The organism is Variovorax sp. YR634, assembly GCF_900106655.1.
In the GTDB taxonomy this organism is placed as follows: Bacteria; Pseudomonadota; Gammaproteobacteria; order Burkholderiales; family Burkholderiaceae_C; genus Variovorax.
The window spans coordinates 160,211-182,435 of the sequence record NZ_FNOL01000001.1 but is presented as its reverse complement, the minus strand read 5'-3'; the positions used below and the strand labels follow the sequence as shown (position 1 = coordinate 182,435).

Annotated in this window: 21 protein-coding genes; 6 read left to right on the top strand and 15 right to left on the bottom strand. The window is 65.9% G+C overall.

Annotated features, from left to right (window positions below; all coding sequences use genetic code 11):
• Nucleotides 1-103 precede the first annotated feature (103 nt).
• Nucleotides 104-1,942 (top strand): phospholipase D-like domain-containing protein, encoded by a 1,839-nt coding sequence (locus BLV60_RS00810; RefSeq protein ID WP_093048413.1) that lies wholly within the window; start codon nt 104-106, stop codon nt 1,940-1,942.
• On the opposite strand, the gene BLV60_RS00805 is transcribed toward BLV60_RS00810, so the two are convergent.
• Together BLV60_RS00805 and BLV60_RS00800 are read right to left on the bottom strand one after the other, a co-directional pair.
• On the bottom strand, nt 1,911-2,150 hold the full coding sequence (locus BLV60_RS00805) for a tautomerase family protein (protein WP_093048411.1): 240 nt from the start codon (nt 2,148-2,150) through the stop codon (nt 1,911-1,913). The two genes, BLV60_RS00810 and BLV60_RS00805, sit on opposite strands and share 32 nt — an antisense overlap.
• A gap of 41 nt (nt 2,151-2,191) precedes the next feature.
• The gene (locus tag BLV60_RS00800; protein ID WP_093048408.1) at nt 2,192-2,929 is read right to left on the bottom strand and encodes an SDR family NAD(P)-dependent oxidoreductase; all 738 of its coding nucleotides are present in this window, start codon (nt 2,927-2,929) and stop codon (nt 2,192-2,194) included.
• A gap of 144 nt (nt 2,930-3,073) precedes the next feature.
• On the opposite strand from BLV60_RS00800, the gene BLV60_RS00795 reads away from it, so the two are divergent.
• The 3 genes from BLV60_RS00795 to groL all read left to right on the top strand — a co-directional run bounded on the left by BLV60_RS00795 (nt 3,074) and on the right by groL (nt 6,174).
• Nucleotides 3,074-4,024: a LysR family transcriptional regulator gene (locus BLV60_RS00795; RefSeq protein WP_093048406.1), complete on the top strand. Its 951-nt coding sequence runs from the start codon at nt 3,074-3,076 to the stop codon at nt 4,022-4,024.
• Between the two features lie 177 nt (nt 4,025-4,201).
• Nucleotides 4,202-4,492 carry a co-chaperone GroES gene (locus BLV60_RS00790; protein WP_007835162.1) on the top strand — a complete coding sequence of 97 codons (291 nt, stop codon included), beginning with the start codon at nt 4,202-4,204 and terminating at the stop codon, nt 4,490-4,492.
• 29 nt (nt 4,493-4,521) lie between these two features.
• Nucleotides 4,522-6,174: a chaperonin GroEL gene (gene groL, locus BLV60_RS00785; protein WP_093048403.1), complete on the top strand. Its 1,653-nt coding sequence runs from the start codon at nt 4,522-4,524 to the stop codon at nt 6,172-6,174.
• 71 nt (nt 6,175-6,245) lie between these two features.
• Here the strand turns inward: groL and xylB are convergent, their stop codons facing one another.
• The 11 genes from xylB to BLV60_RS00730 all read right to left on the bottom strand — a co-directional run bounded on the left by xylB (nt 6,246) and on the right by BLV60_RS00730 (nt 17,968).
• Nucleotides 6,246-7,718 carry a xylulokinase gene (gene xylB, locus BLV60_RS00780; RefSeq protein WP_093048400.1) on the bottom strand — a complete coding sequence of 491 codons (1,473 nt, stop codon included), beginning with the start codon at nt 7,716-7,718 and terminating at the stop codon, nt 6,246-6,248.
• 29 nt (nt 7,719-7,747) lie between these two features.
• Complete coding sequence (locus BLV60_RS00775; protein WP_093048397.1) at nt 7,748-8,704, bottom strand: AraC family transcriptional regulator; 957 nt, start codon at nt 8,702-8,704, stop codon at nt 7,748-7,750.
• Between the two features lie 14 nt (nt 8,705-8,718).
• On the bottom strand, nt 8,719-9,693 hold the full coding sequence (locus tag BLV60_RS00770) for a carbohydrate kinase family protein (RefSeq protein ID WP_093050289.1): 975 nt from the start codon (nt 9,691-9,693) through the stop codon (nt 8,719-8,721).
• A gap of 17 nt (nt 9,694-9,710) precedes the next feature.
• Nucleotides 9,711-10,382, bottom strand: a complete 672-nt coding sequence (locus BLV60_RS00765) for a transaldolase family protein (RefSeq protein WP_093048394.1) — start codon at nt 10,380-10,382, stop codon at nt 9,711-9,713.
• A 1-nt stretch (nt 10,383) separates the two neighbouring features.
• A complete protein-coding gene (locus BLV60_RS00760; protein ID WP_093048391.1) occupies nt 10,384-11,175 on the bottom strand; it encodes an L-iditol 2-dehydrogenase in 792 nt (263 codons plus the stop codon).
• On the bottom strand, nt 11,172-12,560 hold the full coding sequence (dalD, locus tag BLV60_RS00755; protein WP_093050286.1) for a D-arabinitol 4-dehydrogenase: 1,389 nt from the start codon (nt 12,558-12,560) through the stop codon (nt 11,172-11,174). The genes BLV60_RS00760 and dalD overlap by 4 nt, the downstream gene beginning before the upstream one ends.
• A gap of 82 nt (nt 12,561-12,642) precedes the next feature.
• A complete protein-coding gene (locus BLV60_RS00750) occupies nt 12,643-13,683 on the bottom strand; it encodes an ABC transporter ATP-binding protein (RefSeq protein ID WP_093048388.1) in 1,041 nt (346 codons plus the stop codon).
• Between the two features lie 17 nt (nt 13,684-13,700).
• Complete coding sequence (locus tag BLV60_RS00745) at nt 13,701-14,534, bottom strand: carbohydrate ABC transporter permease (RefSeq protein ID WP_093048385.1); 834 nt, start codon at nt 14,532-14,534, stop codon at nt 13,701-13,703.
• Nucleotides 14,535-14,547: 13 nt separating this feature from the next.
• Entirely contained in the window at nt 14,548-15,405 is an 858-nt protein-coding gene (locus BLV60_RS00740; RefSeq protein WP_093048382.1) for a carbohydrate ABC transporter permease, read from the bottom strand.
• 147 nt (nt 15,406-15,552) lie between these two features.
• Nucleotides 15,553-16,863, bottom strand: a complete 1,311-nt coding sequence (locus BLV60_RS00735) for an ABC transporter substrate-binding protein (RefSeq protein WP_093048379.1) — start codon at nt 16,861-16,863, stop codon at nt 15,553-15,555.
• Between the two features lie 175 nt (nt 16,864-17,038).
• Nucleotides 17,039-17,968, bottom strand: a complete 930-nt coding sequence (locus BLV60_RS00730) for a LysR family transcriptional regulator (protein WP_176928685.1) — start codon at nt 17,966-17,968, stop codon at nt 17,039-17,041.
• A gap of 92 nt (nt 17,969-18,060) precedes the next feature.
• Between BLV60_RS00730 and BLV60_RS00725 the strand changes: the two genes are divergently transcribed.
• Entirely contained in the window at nt 18,061-19,038 is a 978-nt protein-coding gene (locus BLV60_RS00725) for a Bug family tripartite tricarboxylate transporter substrate binding protein (protein ID WP_093048377.1), read from the top strand.
• 44 nt (nt 19,039-19,082) lie between these two features.
• Entirely contained in the window at nt 19,083-20,144 is a 1,062-nt protein-coding gene (locus BLV60_RS00720; RefSeq protein ID WP_093048374.1) for a 4-hydroxythreonine-4-phosphate dehydrogenase PdxA, read from the top strand.
• 55 nt (nt 20,145-20,199) lie between these two features.
• Here BLV60_RS00720 and BLV60_RS00715 read toward each other — a convergent pair whose 3' ends face one another.
• A complete protein-coding gene (locus BLV60_RS00715) occupies nt 20,200-20,532 on the bottom strand; it encodes a DUF805 domain-containing protein (protein ID WP_093048371.1) in 333 nt (110 codons plus the stop codon).
• A gap of 139 nt (nt 20,533-20,671) precedes the next feature.
• Nucleotides 20,672-22,225: a glucose-6-phosphate isomerase gene (pgi, locus tag BLV60_RS00710; RefSeq protein WP_093048368.1), complete on the bottom strand. Its 1,554-nt coding sequence runs from the start codon at nt 22,223-22,225 to the stop codon at nt 20,672-20,674.

Below are 22,225 nucleotides of genomic sequence, written 5' to 3'. Positions count from 1 at the left end.
AGCCCGATCGATCCCGCGATACTCCCGCGCGGGAGGCGGCCGTGGCCAGCGCACTCTCGAAGTCGACATCCAATCGGCCGCTACCGGAACGTGGAGGGGACTCATGCAGAACGCCGTGGCTTTCGCCAACAACGAGGTGATCATGGTCGCGTGGAGCTACGGCAAGAAGCCGGATGGCTGCATGGGATTCGCGGTCTACCGCATCGACCAGCACGGCCGTGAGACGCCCCTGCCAGGCCAGGCGAGGTTCAAGGGCATCACACCCAAGAAATGGACCACCGAGGAACTTCCGATCCAGAAGTTCTACTGGAAAGATCCTTACGCGCGTCTCGAAGCCGAGAAGAACAAGAACAGGATCTTCCGCTACAAGATCGTGCCGCTGGAGGGCGCCCCGGGAAAGCTCCAGCCCATGGCGAAGCTGCCGATCCTGCTGACTAACGAGGTGGAGATCACCCCGGTGATCGACGACAAGCTGAGCGTCTACTTCAACCGCGGATTGATCTCCACGCAGCGCGTCGCGCGCGCGCTCGGCTCCAAGGACATGAAGGACTCGCTGATCGCGAAGGTCTCGGACCCCGGCGACAAGAGCAAGCTCCGCGAGAGCCTCTCGGGCGACATGATCGAGGCCATCCAGGAGTTTCTTGCGCGCGCCGACGGCAAGGGCAAGATCTACGCGGCGCTCTACGAACTCAAGGACCCGCAGCTGATCGGCTGGCTCGCAGGGCTGGGCGAACGCCTCCACATCGTCCTGGGCGACTCCAAGGAAGACGAGGAAGTGCTGGGCGAGGACGGCAAACCGGAGAAGGTGACCAACCCCAAGACCGGCAAGACCAAGATCAAGACCGTGAAGGTCGATGGCAACGAGCAAGCGCGCGAAACCCTGACTGGCACCGCTGCGGAGATTCACAACCGCATCATGTCCAACGGCCATATCGCCCATAACAAGTTCCTGGTCTACGTCGACTCCAAGGGCAAGCCGAAGGCGGTGTTCACCGGCTCCACCAACTGGACGGCCACCGGCCTGTGCACCCAGACCAACAATTCCATCGTCATCGACAACGATGCGCTCGCCAAGCGCTATCTGGCGTACTGGAAAGAGCTCGCCAAGGACACCGACGAGGCCGCGGACGATCCGAAAGCCTTGCAGGGCGCCGCGCTTCGCAAGTGGGCGTCGAAGGGCTCGGCGCTGACACTGGACGATGGAGCGGCGGCTCACAGCTGGTTTTCGCCGAACACGCCGAAGGCGCGCGGCAAGAACCCGGCAACCGAGAAGCGCCCGCCGGACATGAAGGACCTTGCCCAGCTGATCGCGGGCGCCAGCCACTCCGTGCTCTTTCTCGCCTTCTATCCGGGCAGCCCCAGCATCGCGAACTGGACAGCCCAGGCCGCGAGCAAGAACAAGAAGCTGTTCGTGCGCGGATGCGTGACGAACAAGTCGGCCTCGGAAGGCTTCTATTACGAGCTCAAGGGCATGACTCCGCCCGCCAGGAAGAAGGGCGAGAAGAAACCGCCCGTGCTCCAGGACCCGCGCGTTTTCGGAGCCGAGGCCTTCGACTTCAAGGTGCCCGATGGCTGGAAGAAGGAAATCCTCAATGCCGGCTTCGCGATCATTCACGACAAGGTCGTGGTGATCGACCCCTTCGACGACGACTGCGTCGTTGCCACCGGCAGCCACAACCTGGGGCACAAGGCATCGTTCGACAACGACGAGAACCTGCTGATCGTGCGCGGCAACAAGAAGCTCGCGATGGCCTATGCGACCCGCATCCTGGACGTCTACGACCACTTCTCCTCCCGCTTCTGGTTCAAGCAGCTTGGCGGCCAGAAGGACGCGCTGGAACTCAAAAGCACGCCGGAGGAATGGCTGGGCAAGTACTACGACAAGAAGGGTCGGCTCAAGAACCCGCAGCTCAAGTTCTGGATGGACGCGGCGGTGCAGTAGCAGCAAGCGTCTGCTCGCGGCGCACCTCGGTGATCGTGCGGCCGTGCTGGCCCCAGTTGTCGGTGTCGTATTCGTCGATCACGACAAAGGTCGAGGCAGGATCCTTGTTCAGGACGCGCACCATCATCTCGGTGGCCTCGGCGATCAGCTGCTTCTTCTGGTCGAGCGTGGTGCCTTCGCGGGTGATTTCGATGCGGATGTAGGGCATGGCGTTCTCCGGGGTTCGTTGTCGATGCTTCGCTGCTTCGCTCACCACTTGCCGGTGCCCATGCCGCCGTCCACGGGCAGCACGATGCCGGTCGTGAAGCTGGCGTCGCTCAGGTAGAGAACCGCGTCGACGATTTCCTGCACCGTGCCGATGCGGCCTGCCGGCTGCAGCGTGTTGAGGAAGCCATGCATTTCCTTCGTGTACATCGGCGTGTCCACGATGCCCGGCGCCACCGCCGTCACCTGGATGTTGTGCGGCGCCAGTTCCAGCGCCAGCGCCTTCGTCGCCTGGTTGATGCCGCCCTTGATCAGCAGCGGCAGCACGGCCGGCACGGCCTGGTTGGGCTGCGAGGCAAGGCTTGCCGTGATGCTGATGATGTGGCCCGCCTTGCGCTCGACCATGTGGCGGACTGCCGCCTGCGACGGATAGACGAAACCCTTCAGGTTGGTGCTCACCAGGGCTTCCAGCTCGTCCGGCGTGTACTGGATGAACTGCTTGGCGTTGAAGAATCCGGCGTTGTTGACGAGCACGTCCACGTGCCCGAAGCGCTCGATGGCACGCCGCACCAGCAGATCGCCGACGACGGGGTCGGCGACGTCGCCGGCAACGCCCAGGAAGTTGTCGGGCGAACCGAGCGACACGGATGCCTGTTGCAGGCGTTCGGCGCTGCGGGCGTTGCCGACGACGTTGTCGCCGCGCTGCAGGTACGCGCCGGCCAGGGCCAGGCCGATGCCGCTCGAGGCGCCGGTGATCACGATCGTCTTGGGTTGGGTCTTCATGATGGTTTCCTTTCGGGTGGTCAAAGCGGAGGCAGTTGGTTCAGGTTCATGGAGGCTCTCGCCTCTGGGATCAACTGTATTGACGACCTTCAAGTTGATAAAGATGATCGAAGCATTTTTAGTCTTTACTCCATGTAATCAATCATGAATCGCCAGTTCGACGACCTGCTGCTGGGAAGCCTGGAGCTTTTCTGTCTTGCAGCCGAGCAAGAGGGGTTCACCGCCGCAGCCGCCGTTGCGGGCGTGACGCCCGCCGCCGTAAGCAGGACGGTGGGCAGGCTGGAAGAACGCCTCGGCGTGCGCCTCTTCCTGCGCACGACACGGCAGATACGGCTGAGCGAGGCGGGCCAGGCCTATTACGAGCAATGCCGCCAGGCGCTCAACCAGTTGGTGGAGGCCGAACGCCAGGTCAGCGGCCAGCAGATCACGCCAAGCGGCCTGCTGCGGATCAGCGTTCCCACCACCTACGGGCACTACCGGCTGCTGCCGCTGCTGCCGGAGTTCAGGGCGCGCTACCCGGACATCCGGGTCGAGGTTCACGTCAGCAACCGCAACATCGACTTCGCCGCGGAGGGGTACGACCTTGCCGTGCGTGTGCGCGCGCCAGCCGACTCGACCCTGGTTGCTCGCCATCTCGAGGACGCCGAACTCGTGCTCGTCGCAGCCCCGGACTACCTGCGCCGGCACGGGGAACCCCGGACCCTGGACGACCTGCAGACCCACGAATGCATCCAGTTCGAGCTGCCCAGCAGCGGCCGCACCATCCCCTGGCTGTGCCGTCAGGACGGCCAGGACGTCGAAATGCTCACCTCCGGCGGCTACGCCTGTTCGGACGACGTCCTGGCCGGGGTTACGCTGGCCCGGCATGGCGCGGGCATCTTCCAGGCCTATCGCTTCGTGGTCGAGGAAGACTTGCGCCAGGGACGACTGGTCGAAGTGCTCAAGCCCTTCGGCGGCCGGTCCCGGCCCTACAACCTGCTGTATCCCAAGTTGCGGTTCGCGCCGCTGCGCGTGCGCACCTTCGTGGACTTCCTGATGGGCCACCGGGCGGATGCGGCGGGCGTGTCTGGCGGCGGCTTGGCGGGCCGGGCGTGAGATCCGTTACGCACCGGCGGCAGCCCCTGTCACTTGAAAGCCCACCGATTGCCCTTATGATTAGCACTCGCTGCTGATGAGTGCTAACAGCCCTCGCTTCCAGTCGATGGGCTGCCGGCCTCCGGTCCGGCACCCGACCCCAAAACCCGTTTCTTATCCATACATCCAGGAGATGCAATGAAACTTCGTCCTTTGGCCGATCGCGTGATCGTCAAGCGTGTTGACAGCGAAACCAAGACCGCCTCCGGCATCGTCATCCCCGACGCAGCCGCTGAAAAGCCCGATCAGGGTGAAGTCCTGGCCGTGGGCCCGGGCAAGCGCAACGACAAGGGCGAACTGGCCGCACTGACCGTCAAGGTCGGCGACCGCGTCCTGTTCGGCAAGTACAGCGGCCAGACCGTCAAGGTCGGCGGTGACGAATTGCTCGTCATGAAGGAAGACGACCTGTTCGCGGTCGTCGAGAAGTAATTCAAACATCCCATTCGGAGTAAACAAACATGGCAGCAAAAGACGTAGTCTTCGGCGGTGAAGCCCGCGCACGCATGGTCGAGGGTGTCAACATCCTGGCCAACGCAGTCAAGGTGACCCTGGGCCCCAAGGGCCGCAACGTGGTGCTCGAGCGCTCGTTCGGCGCCCCCACCGTCACCAAGGACGGTGTGTCGGTCGCCAAGGAAATCGAACTCAAGGACAAGCTGCAGAACATGGGCGCCCAGCTCGTGAAGGAAGTGGCTTCCAAGACTTCGGACAACGCCGGTGACGGCACCACCACCGCGACCGTGCTGGCACAAGCCATCGTTCGCGAAGGTTTCAAGCTGGTGGCTGCCGGCATGAACCCGATGGACCTGAAGCGCGGCATCGACAAGGCTGTCACGGCCCTGGTCGCCGAGCTGAAGAAGGCTTCCAAGCCCACCACCACATCGAAGGAAATCGCTCAAGTCGGCTCGATCTCGGCCAACAGCGACGAAACCATCGGCAAGCTCATCGCTGACGCGATGGACAAGGTCGGCAAGGAAGGCGTGATCACCGTGGAAGACGGCAAGTCGCTGGACAGCGAACTCGACGTCGTCGAAGGCATGCAGTTCGACCGCGGCTACCTGTCGCCCTACTTCATCAACAACCCCGAGAAGCAATCGGCGCTGCTCGACAACCCCTTCGTGCTGCTGTTCGACAAGAAGATCAGCAACATCCGTGACCTGCTCCCCACGCTGGAACAAGTCGCCAAGGCTGGCCGTCCGCTGCTGATCATTGCCGAAGAAGTCGAAGGCGAAGCCCTGGCTACGCTGGTCGTGAACACGATCCGCGGCATCCTGAAGGTCGTGGCTGTCAAGGCTCCTGGCTTCGGCGACCGCCGCAAGGCCATGCTGGAAGACATCGCCATCCTGACGGGCGGCAAGGTCATCGCTGAAGAAGTGGGCCTGACGCTCGAAAAGGTGACGCTGGCCGACCTGGGCCAAGCCAAGCGCATCGAAGTGGGCAAGGAAAACACGATCATCATCGACGGCGCCGGTGCCGCTGGCGACATCGAAGCCCGCGTGAAGCAAGTGCGCGTGCAGATCGAAGAAGCCACGAGCGACTACGACCGTGAAAAGCTGCAAGAGCGCGTGGCCAAGCTGGCCGGCGGCGTTGCAGTGATCAAGGTTGGCGCTGCCACCGAAGTCGAAATGAAGGAAAAGAAGGCTCGCGTCGAAGACGCCCTGCACGCTACCCGCGCTGCAGTGGAAGAAGGCGTCGTGGCTGGCGGCGGCGTGGCTCTGCTGCGTGCCAAGCAAGCCGTGGGCGAGTCGGTCAAGGGCGACAACGCCGACCAGGAAGCCGGCATCAAGCTGGTGCTCAAGGCCATCGAAGCTCCCCTGCGCGAAATCGTGAACAACGCCGGCGGCGAAGCCTCGGTGGTGGTGAACGCTGTGTTGGCCGGCAAGGGCAACTACGGCTTCAACGCTGCGAACGACACGTACGGCGACATGCTCGAACTGGGCATCCTGGACCCGACGAAGGTCACCCGCACCGCACTGCAGAACGCCGCTTCGGTGTCCTCGCTGCTGCTGACGACCGAAGCCATGGTCGCTGACGCGCCCAAGGACGAGTCTGGCGCCGGCGGCGGCATGCCCGACATGGGCGGCATGGGCGGAATGGGCGGCATGGGCATGTAATGCCCGGCTGAGCACTGCTCACCAAAAGAAGAAGGGCCGCGAAAGCGGCCCTTTTTTATTGCCTGTGTCAGCTACTGGAACTGGTCTCGCAGCGCCGCATAGAGCACCTGAAAGCGTGTGTGGCGCGCGCTATGCACAGCGGCTCCTTCGGTCGACGGAATCAACTGCTGCTGCACCGGCGGCAGCTTGCACACTTCGGCCACCGCGCCTCCATCGGCCAGCCACGCCAGCCGCGCTGCCCCCAACGCCCCGCCCGTCTCGCTGCCCGCATAGAGCGTCAGCGGCACCTGGAAGATGTCGGCCAGCAACTGGCCCCACCACACGCTGCGTGCACCACCGCCCACCAGCGCCACTTCGCGCAGCGGCATGTCGGCCGGCAGCCGCAGGGTGTCGAAGCCATCGCGCAGCCCGAAGCTCACGCCCTCGACCACGGCGTAGGCGATTTCCGCCGGACCGTGTGCATGCGTCAGCCCGAACAGCACGCCCTGCGCATTGGGGTTGTTGTGCGGCGAGCGTTCGCCCGAGAGATACGGCAGGAACAGCGGGCAGCGCTCGCGCTGCGCCAGCGAGATGGACGCCGCCGCTTCGAGCAGCGCGGCTTCATCGGCGAACCGGAAGGTCTTTGCCGCCCAGCTCACCGCGCTCGCGGCCGAGAGCATCACCGACATCTGGTGCCAGCGCTTCGGCAACGCATGGCAGAAGGCGTGCATCGCCTGCGCGGGGTTCGGCAAGAAGCGGTCGGTGGACACGAACACCACACCCGATGTGCCGAGCGACACAAAACCCTGCCCCGGCTCGACCAGCCCCATGCCGACCGCGCTGGCCGCGTTATCGCCAGCACCGCCGGCAATCAGCACCGCACCGCCGCCACCCACGCCCCAGCGCGCCGCAAGCTCGGGCTTGAGCTGCGCCGACACCTCGCTGCCCTCGACCAGGCGCGGCATGTGCGCACGCGTGAGCCCGGTGGCAGCGAGCAATTCATCGGACCAGTCGCGCGCACCCACGTCGAGCCACAGCGTGCCGGCCGCGTCCGACATCTCGCTGACCGCCTCGCCGCTGAGCATGAAGCGCAGCCAGTCCTTCGGCAGCAGCACGCGCGCAACGCGGCTGAAAACTTCGGGCTCGTGCTCACGCACCCACAGCAGCTTGGGCGCAGTGAATCCTGGCATCGCCAGGTTGCCCGCGATCTCGCCGAGCCGCGGTACGGCACGCGCAAGCGCTTCGCACTGCGCGCCACTGCGCCCGTCGTTCCAGAGAATCGCGGGGCGCAGCACCTGGCCCGCTTCGTCGAGCAGCGTGGCGCCGTGCATCTGGCCCGACAGGCCGATCGCACGCACCGCCGCAAGCTCTTCGGGATGCGACTTGCCGAGCGCGCGCATCACCTCTTCGAGCGCATGCCACCACTGCTGCGGCGCCTGCTCCGACCACAACGGTTGCGGCCGTTCGACCGTGAGCGGTGCGCGGGCCACGCCCACGATGCGGTGGTCGTCGGCGAGCAAAAGCGCCTTGAGCTCGGACGTGCCGAGGTCGAGTCCCAGATACAAGATGAGCCCCCTGGTTTTCTGCTGCGTGCTCAGGAAGAGACGCCGCTGCCGAAGCGCGTGTCGGCCTGCCGGCGGAATTCGCTCGGCGTCATGCCCTTGATTTCAAGGAAGCGCCGGTTGAAGTTCGCCACGTTGTTGAAGCCCACCTGGTAGCAGATGTCGGTCACGTAGTGATCGGTCTGCATCAGCAGGTGGCAGGCGCTGTTGATGCGCACGCGGTTGACGAAATCGGTAAAGCTGTTGCCGGTGGAGCGCCTGAAGAAGCGGCTGAAGCGGCTCTCGCTCATGCCCAGCTCGGCCGCCACGTCCGACATCGAGATCGGGTCGGCCATGTTGTTGGTGATGCGGTTGACGATGCCGTTGATCTGGTCGACCTGCGCGTCGCCGTCTGCGCCCTGTGCGCCCTGCATCTGCACGCTCGACAGCAGCCGGTAGTCGGTGCATTGCGCCAGGTCGGCCATGAAGTCGAGGAACAGGCTCAGGCGCCGCACGCCGCGCGCGGCCTTGATGCTGTCCCAGTGCGCCTGCGCGTTCTCCGACATGCCGAAGAATTCGATGCCGTGGCGCGCCCGCTCCAGCAGGTGCATTACCTCGCGCAGCTCGGGAATCTGGGATGCCGCGTGCTCGATGGGCTCGTGTCGGAACTGGATCACCCGGTCGCGTCCCGCGGCGCCGCCTTCGGGCACGTCGAGCGAGATCCAGTTGTGCGGCAGCCGCGGCCCGCACAGCACCAGGTGCCCGGGCTGGAACGGCCCGATCCAGTCGCCGATGAAGGCCTTGCCCGATGTCTCGGTGATCAGGTGCAGCTCGTAGTCTTCATGGAAGTGCCATCGCACCAGCGGGCTCGGAAAGCCGTGCGCGAGGCAGCGCACCAGGCCGGTTTCTTCGGGGGTCTCGTAACCCAGCGAGGGGGAACGCGTGAAGTCGCGCTCCAGCTCGGGCTGGCGCTGACGGGGAATCGAACGCTTTCGGGTGGACGTCGTCATGATGGCAGCCCGGCTCAGGGCCGGGAAGCAGCAGCAACAGCGGTATTTTGTGCCTTCGCCAGGGCGGCGTGAACCGCCTCCAGCGTCGGTGGATCGGCACCCTCGCGGGTGCAGTTGAGGGCGGCGGCGGTGGCGGCGAAGCTCATCACTTCGCGCCATGCGTCGTCGCCCAGCTCGCCGAGCTGCGCCGGCCGCTCCACGCCATGCGCGAGCAGCGACACGGACAACCCGGCCGTGAAGGTGTCTCCCGCGCCGATGGTGTCGACCACCGTGACGCGCGGCGCGGCCACGGTCAACGGCTCGTGCCCCGTGCGCCAGAGCGTTGCGCCGTCGCCGCCGCGCGTGACGATCACGGCGCGCGCGCCGGCCTTCAGGCACTCGGCGGCCAGCGCATCGACCTGCTGGCCGGGCGCGAGCAGCGCAGCGTCTTCGTCGCTGAGCTTGACCAGGTCGGCCATGGCGAACCAGCCGGTGACGCGCGCGCGGTACGCCGCCATGTCCGTGATCAGGCTGGGCCGTACGTTGGGGTCGAACACGATCACGCAACGCTCCCTGTTCGCTGCGACGAGGTCGGTGATGCGCGTGGCGGCCGGGTCCTGCAGCAGCGAGATCGAGCCGAAGTGCAGAAAGCGGCATTCCGCCGGCAACTGCGGCAGCGGCTCGGGCGCCCAGGTGGCGTCGGCACTGCCGCGTGTATAGAAGGCGTAGCGGTTGGTCTGCGGCGTGCGCTCGACAAAGGCCAGCGTCGAGGGTGCGTTGCTTCGCAGAATGAAGCTGGTGTCCACGCCGTTACGTTGCAGGAAGCCCATCAGCCGTTCGCCAAAGAGGTCGGTCGACAACTGCGTGAGAAAACCGGTCGGCTGCCCGAGCCGCGCGCAGGCCACCGCGGTGTTGAGCGGCGAGCCGCCCTCGTGCCCGAGGAAAGCCAGGGTGCCCGCCTCGCTGGCGGTGAAATCGATGAGGGCTTCGCCCGTGAGTGCAATGCGCATGGTGTCTGGATTCTGGATCACGGCAAGGCGCGCGCGTCGGCCAGGAAGCCGCGTTCGGCGGCCAGCGTGGCGGGATGGTCGAGCAGTTCGGCAAAAAGGCGCGGCGGGATGGTGATGGCCCCCACGCCGAGCCCCAGCAATGAAAGATAAGCCTCGCGCGAGCGGATGCTGGCCACCAGCAGCCGCGTGCCCGACGAGGGCCGCCGCGCGACCAGCGACTGCATCTGCCCGATCAGCGCCAGGCCGTTGATGCCGGAGTCATCGAGCCGCCCGAGGTATGGCGCTGCGTAGGCCGCACCCAGTTGCGCCGCGAAGTGCGCCTGCTCGGGCGCATACACGGCAGTGAAGGTGACGGACACGCCCTGCGCGATGAGCCGCGCGCCGGCGTCGAGGCCCTGGCGCGTGGCGGGAATCTTGATGACCAGTTGGCTGCTGTCGAATTGCGGGAGCAGTGCTTGTGCGTCTTCGAGCATGGCGTCGACTTCGCCCGAATACACCTGCGCCTGTACTTGGCGTGCGCCTAGTTCGATGCAGCGCTTGAGCAGGCCCGGCACTTCGGTGCGGCCGATGCCTGCGCGCTGCAGCAGCGTGGGGTTCGTTGTCACACCGTGCACTACGGGGTGCGGCAGGCAGGCCTGCAGCTCTGTCAGGTCGGCGCTGTCGAGGTACAGGTGGAAGTCTTCGCTCATCTCAGCTCATCACGTTACCGCCATCGACATTCAAAGTCTGCGCCGTGATGTAGCGCGCCTCGTCGCTGGCAAGAAATACCGCCGCCCCCGCGATGTCGCCCGGCACGCCCATGCGCCCGAGAGGCACCGCCAGCCCGACCTGCCGCTTCTTCTCTCCGGGCGGCAGCCCTTCGGCCTTGGCGAACAGGCTGTCGACATGGTCCCACATCGGCGTATCGACCACACCGGGCGCAATGCCATTGACGCGGATGCCGTGTGGCGCCATGGCCAGCGCAGCGCTCTGCGTGTAGCTGATGACGGCCGCCTTGGTCGCGCAGTAGTGAGACACCAGCGCCTCGCCGCGGCGCCCTGCCTGCGATGCCATGTTGATGACCGATGCACCCTGCGTGCCGGCTTCGACCATGTGGCGCAGCACGGCCTGCATCACGAAGAACATACCCTTCACGTTGACCGCGAAGAGCCTGTCGAATGACGCTTCATCGCTGTCGAGCAGCGGCGCCAGGTCGAACACCGCTGCGTTGTTGAACAGCGTGTGGATCGGCCCGAAGGCCACCTGCGCCTCGGCCAGCATGTGCGCAATGGCCTGCGTATCGGTGACGTCGGCCGCAATGTAGGCGAGCTTATCGGGGTGCTCTTGCTGCAGCGTGCGCACGGCTTCCGGCGCGGCGGTGGCGCGGTCGATCACGGTGCAGCGTGCGCCTTCGGCGATGCAGGCCTGCGCCACGGCCAAGCCGATGCCGCCGCCCGCGCCGGTCAGCAGCACATGCCGGTTCTGCAGGCGCCCGCTCGTCATGGTCGGCTTTCCGCAGCGACGAAGCGCGCGACGCGTTCGGCGGCCCGGCGCACGGCATCGATCAGCCGGGCGTCGGCGGCGATGTTTCCCCACAGGCCCGCGTCCGAGCACAGCGCAGCGACCGGGTCGGCCGCATCGCAGATCGCGTGAGCCACGGCCTCGTCCATGCCCTGGTCCTGATAGGCGTAGGGCAGCGCGCCCTTGTGCCAGCACTGCAGGAACGCGAGAAACAGCGCCGGCAGCATCGCCACGCTGTCGACGGGCTGGCCCGCCGCCAGGCGCTCGCGCACGGTCGGTGCGATGAAGCCCGGGATCTTCGAGAAGCCGTCCGCCGCCACGCGCTGGTTGGTGTCGCGGATGGCGGGGTTGCCGAAGCGGTCGAGCACCACGTCGCGGTACGCCGCAAGGTCGATAGGGCTCGGGCTCAGGCAGGGGATGACGTCGTCGGTGACGTAGTCGAACGCCATCTTGCGAATGGCCGCGTTGTGCGTGCCTTCGTGGATGAAGTTCAGCCCCACCAGCGTGCCCGCCCAGGCGATGCAACTGTGCGTGGCGTTGAGGATGCGGATCTTGGCCTCTTCGTAAGGCTGCACCGATTCGACCAGCTCCACGCCCACGCGGCCCCAATCAGGGCGCCCGGCCGCGAAGTTGTCTTCGATGACCCACTGGATGAAGCTCTCGCCGGTAACGGCTGCCGCATCGTCGCGGCCCGTGGCGGCCTTCACACGTGCGCGCAGTTCGGGCGGCGGGCGCGGGGTGATGCGGTCGACCATCGCGTTCGGGCAGCGCGTGTTCGCGTTGACCCATGCCAGCAGAACGGCATCGCCCGCCAGTTCGATGAACTCCAGCAGCCCGGCGCGGAAGCGGTCGCCGTTGTGGCGCAGGTTGTCGCAGTTCAGCAGCGTGACCGCGCCGGCATTGGCGGCCTTGCGCGCGCGCAGGATCGCGCAGACGGCGCCGTAGATGGTCACTCCGTCGCCGCCGGACTCGCCACGGCGCGCGCGTTCGACATCGGTCGCCAGGTCGCCGAATGACAGGTCGAGCTTGCCCTTGTCGTCGAGGTAGTAGCCCGCCTCGGTCACGGTGAACGACACGATGCGTGTTGACGGCGCCGCACCGCGCGCGATCACGCCGGCCAGCGAGCGCTCCCACGGCAGCACTTCGCGGATGGCTTCGACCTCCTCGTAGCGGTACTCGCCTGCCGGGGACACGGTTTCGAGCGTGTAGCGCCCGCCCTGCGCCTGCAGTGCAGCAACCACATCGGCCATGTCCGGCCGGATGTTGGCGCCCGAGAGCGACCAGCGGGTGTCGCCCGCGTCGATCAGCCTCTGCAGGTACACCGCCTGGTGGGCGCGGTGGAATGAGCCAAGGCCCAGGTGAAGCACCGTGAACTCCGTGAGAGCCGGTGGAATTTGCGCGATGGTCACGGGAATGTCCGTTGAAAAGACGGTAGAAGAAAAATGAAGGTCACGCGGCGACCGAACGGCCTTCGCGGTTGAAGAGATGCAGCACCGACGGGTCGAGCTCCACGGCCACGTCGTCGCCGGCCTGCAGCGGCGTGCGGTCGTTCTGCCGTGCGATGAGCGGCACGCCGCCCACGTCGACGTGGATGAGCGTGTCGGCGCCCAGCGCCTCGATCAGCTCGACGCGGCCCTGCACGTCGCTCACCGGCGCGCCCTGCTTCGGATGCACGCGCAGGCCCTCGGGGCGCACGCCCAGAAAGCCGTCGGCTGGCAGCTTGCCGCCGGTGGCGGCCGAGAAGCTGGGAATGGCATTGGCGGCCACCATGTTCATCGACGGCATGCCGATGAACTGCGCGACGAACTGGTTGGCCGGGTGGTCGTACAGCTCCAGCGGCGTGCCGACCTGCTCGATGAGCCCGTCTTTCAGCACCACCACGCGGTCGGCCAGCGTCATGGCCTCGACCTGGTCGTGCGTCACGTAGATGGTGGTCGCACCGAGTGCGCGGTGCAGCTTGTGGATTTCGACCCGCGTGTTGCCGCGCAGCGCCGCGTCGAGGTTCGACAGCGGCTCGTCGAACAGGAACACCTTGGGCGCGCGCACGATGGCGCGGCCGATGGCCACGCGCTGGCGCTGGCCGCCCGACAGGTCCTTGGGCGTGCGGTCGAGGTACTGAGTGAGGTTGAGCGTCTTCGCCGCATGATCGACCTTGGTCTTGATCTCGCTCTTGGACACACCCGCGAGCTTCAGCGCGAACGACATGTTGTCGTACACGCTCATGTGCGGATAGAGCGCGTAGCTCTGGAACACCATCGCAAGGTCGCGCTTGCCAGAAGGCGCCCAGGTGATGTCCTTGCCGTCGAGCAGCAGGTTGCCGCTGGTGATGGGCTCGAGCCCGGCAATCAGCCGCAGCAGCGTCGACTTGCCGCAGCCCGAAGGCCCGACGAAGACGATGAACTCGCCCTTCTGGATCTGCAGGTCGACGCCCTTGATGATGTTGACTTCACCAAAGCTCTTCTTGATGTTCTTGAGTTCGAGGTAGGCCATGAGATGTCTCCCTTTCTTTACTTGACGGCGCCGAAGGTCAGGCCTTGCACCAGTTGCTTCTGGCTGAACCAGCCGAACACGACGATGGGCGCAATGGCCATCAGCGAAGCCGCCGACAACTTGGCCCAGAACAGGCCCTCGGGGCTGGAGTACGAGGCGATCAGCGTGGCCAGCGTGCCGGCCTTGGCGGAGGTGAGGTTCAATGCCCAGAAGGCCTCGTTCCAGCTCAGCACCAGGCACAGAAGGCCGGTCGATGCGAGCCCGCCCACCGACAGCGGCATCACGACGTGGCGGAACTCGGTCCAGAGGTTGGCGCCGTCCATGCGCGCGGCCTCCAGGATCTCGGGCGGAATATCTTTGTAGGCGCTGTAGAGCATCCACACCATGATCGGCAGGTTCGACAGCGTGAACACGATGGTCAGCGCGGTGAGCGAATCCAGCATGCCCGCGGTCTGCGCGATCACGTAGATGGGCACCAGCGCGCCCACTGCCGGCATCATCTTGGTGGAGAGCATCCACATCAGGATGTCGCGCGTCTTCTTCGTGCGGAAGAAGGCCATCGAGTACGCGGCGGGCGCCGCGATCAGCAGGCCGAGGATGGTCGAGCCCAGGCTGGTGATGAGCGAGTTGCGCGCGTACAGCAGGTAGTCGCTGCGGCGCTGCACTTCGCTGAAGTTGCCGAGCGTGGGCTCGAAGATGAACAGCGGCGGCACGTGGATGGCCTGCAGCTCAGTCTTGAAGGCCGTGAGGAACAGCCAGCCGAGCGGAAAGAACAGCAGCAGCGTGACGGCCCACGCGCCCACGGTGCGAATGGCCTGGGGCAGGAAGTTGCTGGGGGCTTGTTGTTGCATGGCGTGTTGCTCCTCAGTCGAGGTTCTTGCCGATGATCCGGATGAGGAACACGGCCACGATGTTGGCCAGCACCACCGCGAACAGCGCGCCGGCCGAGGCCACGCCCACGTCGAAGTTCATGAGCGACTGCTTGAAGATCATGTAGGTCATGTTCGTGCTCTCGTTGCCCGGGCCGCCGTTGGTGGTGATGGCAATCTCGGCGAACACGCTGAGCAGGAAGATCATCTCGATCATGATCACCACCGCCATGGGGCGCGCGAGGTGCGGAATGGTGAGATAGAAGAAGCGCTGGAACGAGCTCGCGCCGTCCATGCGCGCGGCTTCCATCTGCTCGCGGTCGAGCGACTGCAGCGAAGTGATGAAGATCAGGCAGGCAAAAGGCAGCCACTGCCAGGCCACCATGATGATCACCGACAGCAGCGGCACGTCGGTGAGCCAGTCGACCGGCTGTGCGCCGAAGGCGCGCCACACGTCGGCCAGCACGCCGTAGATGGGGTTCATCATCATGTGCTTCCACAGCAGCGCATTGACCGCGGGCATGACGAAGAACGGCGAGATCAGCAGCACCCGCACGATGCCGCGCCCCGGAAAGGGCTCGTTCACCAGCAGTGCGAGCAGCACGCCGAACACCACCGTGATGACGATCACGCTGCCGATCAGCAGCAGCGTGTTCCACGTGGCCGGCCAGAAGTCCGGGTCGGTGATGAAGTAGTGAAAGTTCTCGATGCCCGCGAAGGTGCGTTCACCGGGCTGCATGAGGTTGTAGTTGACGAACGAGAAGTACAACGTCATCACGAGCGGCACGATCATCCAGAGGAAGAGCGTGAGCACCGCGGGCGCCATGAGGGCGCGGGGCAGGAGTCTTTTCATGAGGTATCCCTTCTTGTGGTCCCTGGCTCCTCCCCCCGCTGGGGGAAGGCTGGGATGGGGGCTGCCCGATCAGGCGCGGCACCGAACGATGCGCCGCGAGCCCCCACCCCTACCCTCCCCAGCGGGGGAGGGAGCAAGCCCGAAGACTTACTTGTAGTACCCGGCCTTCTTCATCTCACGCTCGGCTGCGGTCTGCGAAGTCTTCAGCGCCTGGTCCACAGTGACCTTGCCCGACAGCGCCGCGCTCATCTGCTGGCCCACCGCCACGCCGATGGCCTGGAACTCAGGAATGGCCGCGTACTGCACGCCGACGTACGGCGACTTCGGCAAGGTGCTGTCGGTGAGGTTCGCGCTGTCGATCGCCTTCTTCTCTGCAGCGGCGAACTTGGCGACCTTCTGGAACTCGGGGTTCGCGTAGGTCGACTTGCGCGTGCCTGTCGGCACCGAGGCCCAGCCGGTTTCCTTGGCCACGAGGTTGATGTATTCCTTGGAGGTGGCCCACTTGATGAACTTCTGCGCCGCGTCGTCCTTGGTCGAGCTGGCCGGAATGGCGAGGTTCCACGACCACAGCCAGTTGGCGCCCTTCGGCGTGGAGGCGGTCGGTGCCTGCGCGAAGGCCACCTTGTCGGCCACCTTCGACTGCTTCGGGTCGCTGATGAACGAGGCCGCGATGGTCGCGTCGACCCAGGCCGCGCACTTGCCTTCGTTGAAGAGGGCAAGGTTCTCGTTGAAGCTGTTGGCCGATGCGCCCGGAGGGCCGTCCTTCTTCATCATGTCGACGTAGAAGGTGATCGCGTCCTTCCAGGCCTTGGTGTCGATCTGCGGCTTCCACTGCATGTCGAACCACTGGCCGCCGTTGGTGTTGACCAGCGTGGTCAGGAAGGCCATGTTGTCGCCCCAGCCCGGCTTGCCGCGCAGGCACATGCCGTACACGCCCGCCTTCGGGTCGTTGGCCTTGTCGGCGAACTCCTTCACCTGCGCCCAGGTCGGCTGGTCCGAGAACTTCACGCCCACCTTGTCGGCCAGGTCCTTGCGGTACATGAGCATCGAGCTCTCGCCGTAGAAGGGCGCGGCGTAGAGCTTGCCGTCGGTCGACAGGCCGTCGCGGATGGCGGGCAGCAGGTCGTCGATGTCATAGGCGGCATCGGTGGCAATGGGCTTGAGCCAGCCCTTCTTCGACCAGATCGGCGTCTCGTACAGGCCAATGGTCATCACGTCGAACTGGCCGCCCTTGGTGGCGATGTCGGTGGTCACGCGCTGGCGCAGCGTGCCTTCTTCCAGCGTGACCCACTTGAGCTTGATGTCGGGGTTCGCTTTTTCGAAGAAGGGCGTGAGCTTCTGCATCTCGATCATGTGGCCGTTGTTCACGGTCGCGATCACGAGTTCGGTGGCGGCCTGGGACACGACGCCCGAGCCGATGAGTGCGAGGACGAGGCCCGCTTTCAGAAAACGCTTCATGTTGTCTCCTAGAGGTGAGCGACGCCCTCTTGTCGGGTCGCCGTGGCCGGATTCTGGAGAAACGTGCTTGCAGTTTTGGTACTTCGATAGCCACCACCAGTACTTTCATGCACCAGTTGGCTAGTGAATTCCCTAGTTGATGCAATACAGCATGGAAAACAGCATCCCAAAGGCCTCAGGCGCCGCCCAGCAGCTGACGGCGGAACTGTGCGGCCGCCGGCGACAGCGCCCGGTCTTCCCGCGTGATCAGGCAGATCGGCGGCACGCGCACCGGCAGCTCCACCGGCACGGTGCGCAGCACGCCCAATCGGGCGTAGTGGTTGGCCTGCGAGGCGGGCATCACGGCCGCCATATCGGAGTTCTCCAGCAAGGCGGTAATGGCGATGGGCGATGCCGTTTCGATGATGTCGAGCCGCGCCTGGATGCCGGCCTCGCGCATCGCCGCCTCGAAGCGCCCGCGCTGCGGCGAGCCCGGCGGCTGCAGCACCCACGACCAGTTCGCCATGCCGGCCAGCGTGACGGTGGCGCGCTCGAACACCGGGTGCGCGGTGCGCACCACGACCACCATCGACTCGCCTAGCAGCGGCACGCTCGCGTACTTCGCCTCGTCATGGCTCTCGGTGAGACGGCCCAGCACGAGATCGACATCGCCCTGCTCCAGCTGCGCCTGGATCACGTCGCTGGTCTCCACCACCACCGACACGGCCACCTGCGGGTGGCGGCGGCGGTACTCCACCAGCGCCGGCGCCAGCAGTTCGGGCACAGCACCTGGCACGCTGCCCACGCGCAGGGCACCGCTCAGGCCCGAGCGCAGGGCCAGCATCTCCTCGCGGGCGGTGCCGAAGTCGCTGAGCACGCGGCGCGCGTAGCGGATGAGGATGTCGCCGTAGGGCGTGGGCTCCATGCCGCGCGCCAGGCGCTCGAAGAGCTTCTCGCCGAGTGAATCTTCGAGTTGCTGCAGCAGCTTGGTGGCGGCAGGCTGGCTGATGTTCATGGCCTCGGCCGCCCGGCCGAGGTGGCGATGGGCATCGAGCCGGGCCAGCAGCAACAGCTGGCGCGGCCGCACGTGGAGCATCAGCGAGGCATCGGTCAGTCCGGAAGTCATATGCAAAAGTATATGGAGCTTCAGGCTTTTACGATTGGATCGCGAGGGAGAAGCTCCGTACGCTCGGGCTCATTACAAGCAGGAGACACCCGATGAAATTTCCCTCTCTCGCCCGCGCGGCGGGGCTGGCTGCAGCCGCCCTGCTGGCCGTGTCAGCGGCCGGTGCGCAGTCGAGCTACCCCGACAAGCCGATGCGCATCATGGTCGGCGCCTCTCCCGGCGGCGGCACCGACATCCTGGCGCGCGTGCTGGCCGACAAGTTCTCGCCCGCGCTCAAGCAAACCGTGGTGGTCGAGAACCGGCCCGGCGCCTCCAACACCATTGCCGGCGAACTCACCGCCCGCGCGCCGGCCGACGGCGCCACGCTGCTGCTGGCCACCAACACGGCGCAGGCGGTGGCACCGCACATCCTCAAGCTCAAGTACGACCCGCTGAAAGACCTGCAGCCCGTGGGCCTGGTGGCAGTGATGCCCAACGTGCTGGTGGTGTCGGCCAGCTCGCCCTACAAGTCGGTGAAGGACCTGGTGACGGCCATGGCGGCCAAGCCGGGCGGATTCAAGTACGCCTCGTCGGGCATCGGCAGCACGCAGCACGTGGGCGGCGAGGCCTTCAACCTGGCCACCGGCATGAAGTCGATCCACGTGCCCTACAAGGGCAGCTCGCAGGCGCACATCGACATCATCGCGGGCGAGGTCGACATGATGTTCGACAGCACCTCCTCAGCCATGGGCCAGATCAAGGCCGGCAAGTTCCGCGCATTGGCCGTGAGTGCGCCGCAGCGCTCGCCCGAGTTGCCCGACGTGCCCACGCTGGCCGAGCAGGGCATCAAGGGCGCCGACGTGTCCACCTGGTACGGCCTCTACGTCACGGCCGGCACGCCGCGCCCCGCGGTCGAGCGGCTGAGCGCCGAGCTCACGCGCACGCTGAAGCTGGCCGACGTGCAGACGCGCATCAAGGCCCTGGGCGGCGAGCCCGGCGCGCTCACCGGCGAGCCCTTCGCGGCAATGAACAGGCAGGAGTTCGACCACTACGGCCAGCTCGTGCGCGACGCCAACATCAAGGCCGAATGAGCCGGCCCGCTCCCTTTTCATTCAACTTGCATCCGAGCCACACCATGTCCACCACTACCAAGACCTCGAGCGTGATCTCCGCCAAACCCCGCATCGTCGTGCTGCTGGGCGACCCCAGCGGCGTCGGCCCTGAAATGGCCGTGAAGCTGCTGGCGCGCCATCGCAACCTGGACGCAGCGCGCGTGCTGCTGATTGCCGACCCGATCGTGCTGGCCGCCGGCGAGCGCGCGGCGGGCGTGAAGCTGGACCCGCTGCAGGTCGAGAACCTCGACGCGCTGCGCTTCGAAGACGGCCGCCCCAGCCTGCTCACGCGCGACTGGATGGAGGGCCTTGAGCCGGTGATGGGAGAGTCGAATGAACAGTCAGGCCGGGCCTCGTTCGAGGCGCTGGAGCTGGCCACGCTGGCGGTGCGGCGCGGGCAGGCCGAAGGCATTCTCTTTGCGCCGCTCAACAAGCATTCGCTGCGCCTGGGCGGCCTCGTGCATGAAGACGAACTGCGCTACATGCAGGAGCGCTTTGCGGTGACGGGCTTCGTCTGCGAGTTCAATCTCACAGGATCGCTCTGGACCTCGCGCGTGACCTCGCACATTCCGCTGAAGGACGTGGCGAGCCACATCACCGTGCAAGGCGTGAGCGACGCCGTGAAGATCATCGCGTCGGCGCTGCGCCGCGCGGGCGTGGCGCATCCGCGCATCGCGGTGACGGGGCTCAACCCGCACGCGGGCGACGGGGGCTCCATCGGCATGGAAGAAATCGAGATCATCGCGCCCGCCGTCGAACAGCTGCGCGCCGAGGGCTTCGACGCGCGCGGCCCGTTCTCGCCCGACACGGTGTTCATCGGCGCACGGCGCGGCGACGTCGATGCGGTGGTGTCGATGTACCACGACCAGGGCCAGATCGCGATGAAGCTCATGGGCTTCGAGCAGGGCGTGACGCTGCACGGTGGCCTGCCGGTGCCGGTGGCCACGTCGGCCAGCGGCAGTGCCTTCGACATCGCGGGCCAGGGCATTGCAAAGATCGAAGGGCTGCAGCAGGCCTTCGACCTGTGTGTGCGCATGGCGAGCGGCGCGCCGGCGCGCACGGCCGCACAGGCAGTAACTGCGTGAGTCTCTCGGCAGGACCAAACAAAAAGGGCCGCTTGCGCGGCCCTTTTTTAAAAACTCAGGCGGTCGGTGGTTCGCCGTAGCTGTTCGACTCGGGTTGCGTCGGCTGCACGTAGAAATAGATCAGCACGAGGTTGACGAGCGGAATGAGCGCCAGCAGCAGAAACCAGCCGCTCTTGCCGATGTCGTGCAGGCGGCGCGCTCCCACGGCCAGCGCGGGCAGCAGCAGGGCCAGGGCCGCGATGCCGTACACGAACCGATGGATCAGGCTTGCCACGATGAGAATGACCAGCTGTCCAAGCACGAACCACCAGAACTCCGAGCGCGAGGCGCGCCCGCTGAAATCCACGTACTTGTTCAGACAGGTCTTGACCGCTGTTTGAAAATTCATTGATCGACTCCTCTTGATTGGTCCCAGGGAAATTTCCCCGGGCCATCATATAGATGCGTCTTTCAACGGCAAACTCGGCTAGAAGCGATAGCCGGCCTGCAAACAAACGGGTTATGAATTGGCTTGCCAACGGCCCGATTCAGCTGCCCAGCCGCTTCAGCAGGCCCGCGGTCGATGCATCGAGCCCCATGACGTCGCCCGAGGCGAGGCGCGGTTCGATGTCCTTTGCGAGCACCTTGCCGAGCTCCACGCCCCACTGGTCGAAGCTGTTGATACCCCACAGCGCACCGCTGGTGAACACGCGGTGCTCGTACATCGCAAGAAAGGCACCCAGCGATTCGGGCGTGAGTTTTTCAAACACGAAGAAAGTGCTCGGCCGGTTGCCGGGAAAGTTCTTGTGGCCGCCCTCGTCGAGCTTGCCCACCATCAGCGCCTGCGCCTGCGCGAGCGCATTGGCCAGCAGCTTGGGGTGATGGCCTTCGAGGTCGTGAGAGGCATCGCGCACCGCCACGAATTCGAGCGGGATCACGTCTGTGCCCTGGTGCAGCATCTGGAAGTAGGCGTGCTGCCCGTTGGTGCCGGGCTCGCCCCACAACACCGGCGAAGTGCCGAAGGCCACCGGCTTGCCGCTGGCATCGACCTGCTTGCCATTGCTTTCCATCTCGAGCTGCTGCAGGTAGGCCGGCACGCGCTTCAGCGCGCTGTGGTACGGCGCGATGCTGCGGCTCGTGAACTTGTGGAAGTTGCGATACCAGACGTCGAGCAGGCCCAGCCGCACCGGCAGGTTCTGCGCGAGCGGTGCGGTGCGGAAGTGCTCGTCCATTGCATGCGCGCCCGCCAGCAGCCGGCGGAAGCCGTCGGCGCCAATGGCCAGCGCAATCGGCAGGCCGATGGCCGACCACAGCGAATAGCGGCCGCCCACCCAGTCCCAGAAGCCGAAGGTGGTGTCGATGCCGAACTTCTTCGCCGCTTCCACATTGGTGGTGAGCGCCGCGAAGTGGCCCGCGATGTCGGTGCCGCCCGATTGCTCGTACCAGCGCTTGGCAGAAAGCGCATTGGTCATCGTCTCGGCCGTGGTGAAGGTCTTCGAGGCAATGAGGAACAGCGTGTGCTCGGGCGCGAGGCCCTGCAGCACGCCCGCCAGCTCATGGCCGTCGACGTTCGAGACGAAGTGAAAGCGCTTGCCCGGCGCGGCGAACTCGGCCAGCGCCAGCACCGCCATCTGCGGGCCGAGGTCGGAGCCGCCGATACCGATGTTGACCACGTCGGTGATCGTGTGGTCGGCGCGCACCTTCTCGGCATAGGCCAGCATCGCGTCGAGCGTGGCGTGCACTTCGCGCAGCTCGTGCGCGGTCTTCGGGCCGGTCGGCGCATCGGCCGGCGCGCGCAGCAGCGTGTGCAGCACGGCGCGGTCTTCGGTGTTGTTGATGTGCTCGCCGGCGAACATGGCGTCGCGGTGAGCCTCGAGGCCGCACTCGCGGGCCAGCTCGAGCAGCAGCTCTTCGGTGCGCGCGTCGATCAGGTTCTTCGACAGGTCGGCGAAGACATACGGCGCCTCCTGGCTGAAGCGGGCGAAGCGGCCCGCGTCGTCGACGAAGGCATGGCGCACGTCGAACTGGCGGCCCGCGATTTCGAAGCTGGACTGCAATTGCGCCCAGGCCGGCGCACGATCGCAGCGAAGGGTCATGGCCAT